The sequence below is a fragment of the Stenotrophomonas sp. S41 genome (assembly GCF_016624625.1).
In the GTDB taxonomy this organism is placed as follows: domain Bacteria; phylum Pseudomonadota; class Gammaproteobacteria; order Xanthomonadales; family Xanthomonadaceae; genus Stenotrophomonas.
In genome coordinates, this window is the sequence record NZ_JACVTV010000150.1 from 1 (window position 1) to 8,671 (window position 8,671).

Genomic DNA, 8,671 nt, shown 5'->3' on the forward strand with positions numbered 1-8,671 from the left:
CCTCTACGTCCCGAACGTAGCGCTCTACCAGACTGAGCTACACCCCGAAGGGAGCCGCCTATTCTATCCATTCACCCCGATGGCGGCAAGGGGTAAATGGTGTTTCTTCACACTGCCGAAGCAATGGAATCCTTCAGGGAACAAAAAAGCCTGGAAGACTTCACCAGGCTTCAATGCGACCACCGAAGTGGTCGGGGAGACAGGATTCGAACCTGCGACCTCTACGTCCCGAACGTAGCGCTCTACCAGACTGAGCTACACCCCGAAGGAGCCGCCTAAGATACCGTGTGAAGGCCAAGGCGGCAAGGTTTTTTTACAGCTCAGCGACTGTTTTCTTTCTCGAGGCGGTTCCGCTCGCGCGATTCGAACCACATGCCGTTGAGGATGGCCACGGTGGAGGCCAGGCCAGTGCCAAGGATCCAGGCGAAATACCACATGCTCGTATCTCCTTCGTTCGGGGCAGGTGCCGACCGTGGGTCGGCACCTGTTGCTCGTGGTGGGTGCCGACCGTGGGTCGGCACCTGTTGCTCGTGGTGGGTGCCGACCGTTGGTCGGCACGGATGCAATCCATCAATACGCGTTCGGGTTGTCGCCCATCTCTTCAACCGTCGTCTTGCCCTTCAGCACGCGGTACACCCAGGTGGTGTAGGCGAGGATGATCGGCAGGAAGATGGCCGTGGCCAGCAGCATGATCCACAGCGTCAGGTGGCTGGACGAGCTGTCCCAGACGGTGAGGCTGGAGGTGGGCTGGCTGGAGGAGGGCAGCAGGAACGGGAAGATGGCGAAGCCGACGGTGAGGATGATGCCGGCGATGGACGCACCCGAGGCGATGAAGGCCAGGCCGCCGCGGCGTGCACGCAGCAGCACCGCACTGGCCAGCGCACCCAGCAGGCCCAGCACCGGGAACACGATCGTGGCCGGCATGCTGCTGTAGTTGCGCAGCCAGCCACCGGCAGCCGTGCCGATCGCCGCCGTCTTCAGCAGCGGATTGGTCGGGCCGTCGGTCACCACCTGCGAGGTGATCTGGTAACCGGGCAGGCCGAAGGCCACCCAGAGGCCAGCCACCGTGAACAGCAGGAAGCTGATCAGCGCGGCGATGCTGCCGTAGCGTGCGGCACGTTCGGCCACCGGGCCGTCGGTCTTGATGACCAGCATGGCTGCACCGTGCGAGACCAGCATGGCCACGCTGACCAGGCCGGCGATGAGCGCGAACGGCGTGAGCAGGCCGAAGAACGAACCGGTGTAGGTCACGCGCAGCGTGTCATCGAAGTGGAACGGCACGCCCAGCAGCACGTTGCCCACCGCCACGCCGGCAATCAGGCCCGGCAGCAGGCCACCGACGAACAGCACGCGGTCCCAGTTGTCGCGCCAGCGCCTGGACGGCATCTTGCTGCGGTACTTGAAGCCGACCGGCCGCAGGATAAGGCCGAACAGCATCGCGAACACCGCCAGGTAGAAGCCGGAGAAGCTGACCGCATACAGCGGCGGCCAGGCGGCGAAGATCGCGCCACCACCGAGCACCAGCCAGACCTGGTTGCCTTCCCAGACCGGGCCGACGGTGTTGATCACCAGTCGGCGTTCCTCATCGGTTTTCGCAACGAACGGCAGCAGGGTGCCGACGCCGAGGTCGAAACCGTCCATCACCGCCCAGCCGATCAGCAGGATGCCGAGCAGCAGCCACCAGATCACGCGGAGCGTGGTGTAATCAAGTGCAATGAATTCCATCTGGATTCTCCTGCCTCAGGCCTGTCCGGCAGCGGCTGCAGTGGGGGAAACAGGGCGGATGTCGGCCTGCAGCGTCGGCAGGATGTCATCCGGGCCGGTGCGGATCGCCTTCAGCATCAGCTTGATCTCGATGACCAGCAGCACCGTGTAGAGCGCGGTGAACACCGCCAGCGTGGTCAGGATTTCATGCAGGGCCAGGCCCGACGCGGCGTAGAAAGTGGGCAGCACGCCATCCACCGCCCACGGCTGGCGGCCGTACTCGGCCACGAACCAGCCGCATTCGATCGCGATCCACGGCGCCGGCAGGCTCCACACGGCCAGCCTCAGGAACCAGCGCTTGTCCTGGAAGTTGTTGCGGCAGGAGTAGTAGAACGCCAGGGCGAAGAACGCGATCAGGTAGAAGCCCAGGCCCGCCATGATGCGGAAGGTCCAGAACAGCGGTGCCACGCGCGGCACGGTATCCATCGCGGCCTTGGAGATTTCCTCCGGGGTGGCGTTGAGGATGTCCTCGCGGTAACGCTTCAGCAGCAGGCCGTGGCCCAGGTCCTGCCAATGGCGGTCGAACATCTCGCGTGCCTGCAGGTCGGTCTTGTCCTTCTTGATGCGTTCCAGTGCCCCATAGGCGAGCTGGCCACCGCGGATGCGGTGCTCGGCGCGGTCCACCAGTTCCAGGATGCCGGGAATCGGCTGGTCCAGCGAACGGGTGGCGATCAGGCCCATCAGGTACGGGATCTTGATCGCGTAGTCGTTCTGGTGCGTGGTCTGGTTGGGAATGCCGAAGGCGGTGAAGTCGGCCGGCGCACGCTCGGTTTCCCACATCGCTTCGATCGCGGCCAGCTTCATCTTCTGGTGCTCGCTGGCGGCGTAACCGCTCTCGTCACCCAGCACCACCACCGACAGCGAGGACAGCAGGCCGAACGCCGCGGCCACCGCGAACGAGCGACGGGCCATGTCCTTGTGCTTGTTGCGCAGCAGGTACAGGGCGCTGATCGACATCACGAAGATGGCACCGGTCACGTAGCCGGCGCTGACGGTGTGCACGAACTTGGCCTGCGCCACCGGGTTCAGCAGCACCGCGGCGAAGTCCACCACTTCCATGCGCATCGTGTCCGGGTTGAACACCGCACCGGTCGGGTTCTGCATCCAGCCGTTGGCGATCAGGATCCACACCGCCGACAGATTGGTGCCCAGCGCCATCAGCCAGGTGACGGTGAGGTGCTTGACCGGGGTCAGGCGCTTCCAGCCGAAGAAGAACAGGCCGATGAAGGTCGCTTCGAGGAAGAAGGCCATCAGGCCTTCGATGGCCAGCGGCGCACCGAAGATATCGCCCACGTAGTGGCTGTAGTACGACCAGTTCATGCCGAACTGGAATTCCATCACCAGGCCGGTGGCCACGCCGATGGCGAAGTTGATGCCGAACAGCGTGCCCCAGAACAGGGTCATCTGCCGCCAGACCTGTTTGCGGGTCATGACGTACACGCTCTCCATGATGGCCACCATGAAGGACAGGCCAAGCGTGAGCGGTACGAATAGGAAGTGGTACATCGCGGTCAGAGCGAATTGCAGCCGCGACAGTTCTACGACTGTCTGATCAATCATGGCCTGGCTACCTCGTGGATAGTGCCGTTGCGGGTGGCGGGAAGGGTGGTCTACGGGTGAATGATGTGACCGACTACTTCAAACAGCCTTGATCCAGATCAATGTATGAATGGGAACCCAAGGGGATCGTATGCCTTTCCGGTGACCACTGCGACCGACCGCCGCAGGGGCCCGCTGTTGCCTGCGCCTACAATGACGAGCATCCCCGTTGCCTGTGAAGACCTTGAGCGCTGCCGAACCGACCGCCGCCGAGCCCCGTACCGCTGAAGAAGAATCGACCCTGCAGCGGCGTGCCCGCACCGCCTGGCTGGCCGGCCTGGCCCATGCCGCGCGCGGTCGCCAGCGGCTGGCGGCCCTGTGCATCAGCCTGTCCGGCGCCCTGCTGATCGGCCAGGCTGCCGCGATCGCCTGGCTGGTGCAGACGGTGCTGGTGGAGCGCGCGCCGCTGGCCAGCGGCCTGCCGGTGCTGGCGGCGCTGGCGGTCATCCTGGTGCTGCGCACGCTGCTGGGCAGCGCCACCCAGGCCGCCGCCGGTGACGTCGCCGATGCGGCCCGGCTGGCCCTGCGTGAACGCGTATTCGCGCGCCTGCTCGGCCACGGCCCGCTGTGGCTGCGCCAGCGCCGCACCGGCGAACTGGGCGAGCTGATGCTGCACCACGGCGATGCCATCGAAAGCTATTACAGCGGTTTCCTGCCGGTGCGCACCGAAGTGGTGGTGGTGCCGCTGTTGATCCTGGCCGCGGTGGCCTGGGTCGACTGGGTGGTGGCGCTGATCCTGCTGTTCACCGCGCCGCTGGTGCCGTTCTTCATGATGCTCGTGGGCTGGGGCGCCGAGGCCGCTGGTCGCGCGCAGCTGGGTGAACTGGCGCGCATGAGTGGTCACTTCGCCGACCGCATCAAGGGGCTGGGCCTGCTGCGCCTGTATGGGCGGGGCGAGGCCGAACTGGCCGGCATCGAAGCGGCTGCCGAAGGGGTGCGCGTGCGCACGATGAAGGTGCTGCGCATCGCCTTCCTGTCCTCCACCGTGCTGGAATTCTTCGCCTCGGTGAGCGTGGCGATGGTCGCGCTGTACCTCGGCCTGAGCTACCTGGGGCTGATGTCCCTGCATGCGACGGTGCCGACGCTGGGCGCGGGCCTGTTCTGCCTGCTGCTGGCGCCGGAATTCTATGCACCGCTGCGACGGCTGGCTGCGCATTACCACGACCGCGCCAATGCACTGGCCGCCGCTGCCGAAGTGGAACGCCTGCTGCTGTCGCTGCCGGAAGAGCCGGTGATGGCCGAGGTGCCGCTGGCACCGCTGGCGGTGGAGCCGGCCGAGGCCGCCTTGCCGCCGCTGCAGGCGCAGGGTCTGGTGCTGCGCCCGCTCGGTGCCCCGCACGATGTACTGCAGGGCGTGGACCTGCGGCTGGAGCCCGGCCAGCGGCTGGCCCTGGTCGGCCCCAGTGGCTCGGGCAAGAGCACGCTGCTGGAAGCGCTGGCCGGTTGGCTGCCGCCGCGTGCCGGCCGGGTGCAGCAACGCGCCGGCGTGCAGGTGGCCTATGCCAGCCAGCGCCCCTACCTGTTCCATGGTTCGATCGCCGACAACCTGCGGCTGGCCGACCCCGGTGCCGCCGATGCACGCCTGCGCGCGGTGGCCGAGGCGGCGCAGGTGCTGCAGTTCGCCCGGCGCCTGCCGGAGGGATTGGACACGCTGATCGGCGAGCGCGGCTTTGGCCTGTCCGGTGGCGAGGCGCGGCGCATCGGCCTGGCCCGCCTGCTGTTGCGTGACCCGCAGGTGCTGCTGCTGGATGAGCCGACCGCCTTCCTCGATGCCGAGACCGAAGCGGCGCTGCTGAGCAGCCTGGCCGCTTACGCGCGTGGCCGCAGCGTGGTGGTGGCCACCCACAGCCCAGCGGTGATCGCCTGGGCCGACCGCTGCCTGTTGTTGCCTGAAGGGCGTCTGGTCGATCCGGCACAGGCGGTGCGCGCATGAGCCGCTCGACCGATTCGCTGCGTGCGGTGTTCCTGCGCCACCGTCCGCGCCTGCTGCTGACGGTGCTGCTGCTGTGGATCACGATGCTGGCCGGCACTGCGCTGCTGGGCCTGTCCGGCGGCTTCCTTACCGCCGCCGCGCTGGCCGGTGCGGCAGGCCTGGCGCAGGGCTTCAATTTCTTCTCGCCCTCGGCCGGCATCCGCGGCCTGACCATGGCGCGCATCGTTTCGCGCTATTTCGAGAAGCTTGTCGGCCACGATGCCACCCTGCGCATCGCCCGCGACCTGCGCGTGTGGTTTTTCCGCCGCGCGCTGCCGCTGGCTCCGGCGCGGTTGGGTGCCACGCGCACCGGCGACCTGCTGGCGCGCCTGCTGGGCGACATCGGCGAGGTCGACGGCCTGCTGGTGCGCGCCATCGGGCCGCTGGTGGCGCTGGGCGCGTTGTCGCTGGTGGCGGTGGCTTCGGCTGCCCTGATCCTGCCCTCGGCCGCCGTGCTGCTGGCCGTGCTGGCGCTGCTGATCGGCTTCGGCGTGCCGTGGCTGGGCGTGCGCGGGCATGATGACGAAGAGGCCGACCGTGCCGCACATCGCGCCGCACTGCGTACTGCTGCATTCGAAGGCCTGGAGGGGGCGGGTGATCTGGCCGCGCTGCATGCCGACGCCGCGTGGCAGCTGAAGGTGCGGGTGGCGGCCAAGCAGCTGGCCTCGCGCGATCGGCGCCGACGCTGGCGGCTGATCGCCGCCTCGACCCTGCACGGCCTGGTGGCCGGTCTGGGTCTGGTGGCGATGCTGGCGCTGGCCCTGCAGGCCGCCGAGCAGCAGCGCATTCCCGCGGAAATGGCCGCCGGCCTGGTGTTCCTGACCGTGGCGATGATCGAGTTGTGGGCGGGCATGGGCCTGGCCTGGCAGTCGCTGCAGTCGGGCCGCATCGCCGCGGACCGCCTGCAGTCCATCGTCGAGCAGACGCCGACGGTTGAGGACCCGGTAGTGCCGCAGGCAGTGCCCAGCGCCGCGGCCGTGCAGTGGGAAAACGTGCATTTCCGTTGGCCGGGCGCGGCGCGGCCGGTACTGGCCGGCCTGCAGCTGAGCCTGGCGCCGGGTGAGCGCATCGCCATCCGCGGCGACAGCGGCAGTGGCAAGACCACGCTGTCGAGCCTGCTGCTGCGCCTGTGGGATCCGCAGCAGGGGCGGGTGAGCTACGGCGGTCGCGACCTGCGCGATTTCGCCCAGGAAGACTGGCACCGGCAGCTGGCGTGGCTGCCGCAGAACGCGCCGGTGTTCGCCGGCACGGTGGCCGAGAACCTGCGGCTGGGTGATCCGGACGCCAGCGATGACGCGCTGTGGGCAGTGCTGCGCCGCGTGCGCCTGGGTGAGTGGGCCGAGCGCAATGGCGGCCTGCAGACCTGGGTGGGCGAGAACGGCGCGACGATGTCGGCCGGCCAGGCAAGGCGGTTGGCCTTGGCGCGCGCGCTGCTGCGCAATGCACCGATCCTGTTGCTGGACGAACCGACCGAAGGGTTGGACGTGGATACCGCGCATGCGCTGCTGCAGGATCTGGCCGGATTGCTGGAGGGGCGCAGCCTGTTGATGATCACCCACGACGATCTGCCCGACGGCGTGGTCGATGCGCAGTACCGTTTGCGTGACGGTGTGCTCGAACGGGAAGCGTAATCGCCGCGGATTTACGTGTTCCGTCCGCCCGAGGTAGCGCCGGGCCATGCCCGGCGGCCGTTTGTGTGATCGCCGTGGTAGTGCCGGCCGCTGGCCGGCAATCGCGCATCCGCGTCGAACGTCATGAGGTTGCCGGCCAGCGGCCGGCACTACCCGTTCAAGCGCTTACCGCGAAAACTCGCGCAGCATCACTGCGATCGATGCCACGTTGGCCAGCACGCACAGCCAGAACACCCACTGGAATTCCGCCTTGCGGTGCTTGTGCCGGAACAGCGCCTGGCCCAGCAGCGAGCCCGGCCAGCCACCGGCGAAAGCCAGCAGCTGCAGGGTGCGCTCGGGAATACGCCATTGCTTGCGCTGTGCCGCCCGCTTGTCATGCCCGTACAGGCCGAACGACAGCACACTGGCCAGCAGGCACCAGCCACCCAGCCACAGCGGCAGCACGCCGCTGACCGTCAGCGCGATGAGCGCGCCGAACGCGGCCAGTGCCAGGTTGCGCCGCCAGGCCACTTACAGCGCGTCGAGGAAACCGCGCACGGCCGGGCCGAAGCGATCGAAATCGACGAGGAACGCGTCGTGGCCCTGCGGTGAGTCCAGGCCGATGAACTGTGCATCGGCACCGCCGGCACGCAGGCCGTCGGCGACCTGTTGCTGCTGCTGCACCGGGAACAGGATGTCGGTGTTGGCGCCGATGGCCAGCGCCTTTTCAACACGGATCTTCGCCAGCCCGGCCAGTACGTCACCGTCGGCGTACTCGGCCAGGTCGAACCAGTCCATCGAACGGCTCAGATACAGGTAGCAGTTCGGATCGAAGAAGCGCACGAAGCGCCGAGCATGGCCTTCGAGGTAGCTCTCGACCTGGAACTCCAGGCCGAACGGGTCATCGTCGGTCTGGTCCGAATCCAGTCGCACGCGACCGAAGCGGCCATCCCATTCCAGCGCGGAACGGTAGGTGATCACGCCCAGCTTGCGGGCCATGCGCATGCCCGATTCCGGATAGTCGGTTTCGGTGTAGCGCCCGCCGTCCCACTTGGGGTCGAGGCGGATGGCTTCGCGCTGCAGCGAGCGGATGGCGATGGAGAACGGCAATGCCTGCGCGCTGCCGGAAATGTTGATGTGGCTGCGGGCGATGCCCGGCTGCAGCATCAGCACTGCCAGCGCGGTCATGCCGCCCATCGAATTGCCGACCACGCAGGCCAGCTGTTCGATGCCCAGGGCATGCACGACCTCGATGGCCGCGCGTGCACCGTCTTCCACCGACAGTTCCGGGAAGTCGAGGCGATAGAGCTCGCCCGTGGCCGGGTTCAACGAGGCCGGGCCGGTCGAGCCCTTGCAGCTGCCCAGCGAATTGACGCAGACCACGAACCAGCGGTCGGTGTCGATCGGCTTGCCGGCGCCGACCATCGCTTCCCACCAGCCCGGGGCCGGGTTTTCTGCGTTGGCGGCGGCATGTGCGTCCGGCGACAGGCCGGTGACGATCAGGATCGCGTTGCGGCCGTCGGCGGCCAGCGTGCCCCAGGTCTCGTAGGCCACGCGTGCTCCGTGCAGGGCGCCACCGCGCTTGAACGGGAACGGCGAGGGCAGGGCATGGAAGCGGGTGCCGGGCGGAATGAATTCGGTCATGCGGGCATTCTAGCGGGGCAGACACCGGTAGTGGCGGCCCCCGGCCCGCCCGGCCCGGGGGGGGGGGGGCCCCCCCCCCCCC

Annotated in this window: 7 protein-coding genes and 1 tRNA gene; 2 read left to right on the plus strand and 6 right to left on the minus strand. The window is 67.9% G+C overall.

Annotation, left to right across the window (positions count from 1 at the left end; translation table 11 throughout):
* Positions 1 to 188 precede the first annotated feature (188 nt).
* From IAE56_RS19700 to IAE56_RS19715, 4 genes are all read right to left on the minus strand, one after another.
* A tRNA-Pro gene (locus tag IAE56_RS19700) sits at positions 189 to 265 on the minus strand.
* A 55-nt stretch (positions 266 to 320) separates the two neighbouring features.
* Positions 321 to 437 carry a cytochrome bd-I oxidase subunit CydX gene (cydX, locus tag IAE56_RS19705; RefSeq protein WP_079222503.1) on the minus strand — a complete coding sequence of 39 codons (117 nt, stop codon included), beginning with the start codon at positions 435 to 437 and terminating at the stop codon, positions 321 to 323.
* A 133-nt stretch (positions 438 to 570) separates the two neighbouring features.
* Entirely contained in the window at positions 571 to 1,725 is a 1,155-nt protein-coding gene (cydB, locus tag IAE56_RS19710) for a cytochrome d ubiquinol oxidase subunit II (protein WP_200753696.1), read from the minus strand.
* Between the two features lie 15 nt (positions 1,726 to 1,740).
* Positions 1,741 to 3,324: a cytochrome ubiquinol oxidase subunit I gene (locus tag IAE56_RS19715; protein ID WP_164075504.1), complete on the minus strand. Its 1,584-nt coding sequence runs from the start codon at positions 3,322 to 3,324 to the stop codon at positions 1,741 to 1,743.
* Between the two features lie 223 nt (positions 3,325 to 3,547).
* Here IAE56_RS19715 and cydD point away from each other — a divergent pair, with 223 nt between their 5' ends.
* Entirely contained in the window at positions 3,548 to 5,296 is a 1,749-nt protein-coding gene (cydD, locus tag IAE56_RS19720) for a thiol reductant ABC exporter subunit CydD (RefSeq protein WP_200753697.1), read from the plus strand.
* On the plus strand, positions 5,293 to 6,966 hold the full coding sequence (gene cydC, locus IAE56_RS19725) for a thiol reductant ABC exporter subunit CydC (RefSeq protein WP_200753698.1): 1,674 nt from the start codon (positions 5,293 to 5,295) through the stop codon (positions 6,964 to 6,966). The genes cydD and cydC overlap by 4 nt, the downstream gene beginning before the upstream one ends.
* 165 nt (positions 6,967 to 7,131) lie before the next feature.
* Here the strand turns inward: cydC and IAE56_RS19730 are convergent, their stop codons facing one another.
* Positions 7,132 to 7,476 (minus strand): DUF1294 domain-containing protein, encoded by a 345-nt coding sequence (locus tag IAE56_RS19730; protein ID WP_200753699.1) that lies wholly within the window; start codon positions 7,474 to 7,476, stop codon positions 7,132 to 7,134.
* The gene (locus tag IAE56_RS19735) at positions 7,477 to 8,589 is read right to left on the minus strand and encodes a homoserine O-acetyltransferase (RefSeq protein ID WP_164075635.1); all 1,113 of its coding nucleotides are present in this window, start codon (positions 8,587 to 8,589) and stop codon (positions 7,477 to 7,479) included. It lies immediately after the preceding gene.
* Between the last annotated feature and the right edge of the window lie 82 nt (positions 8,590 to 8,671).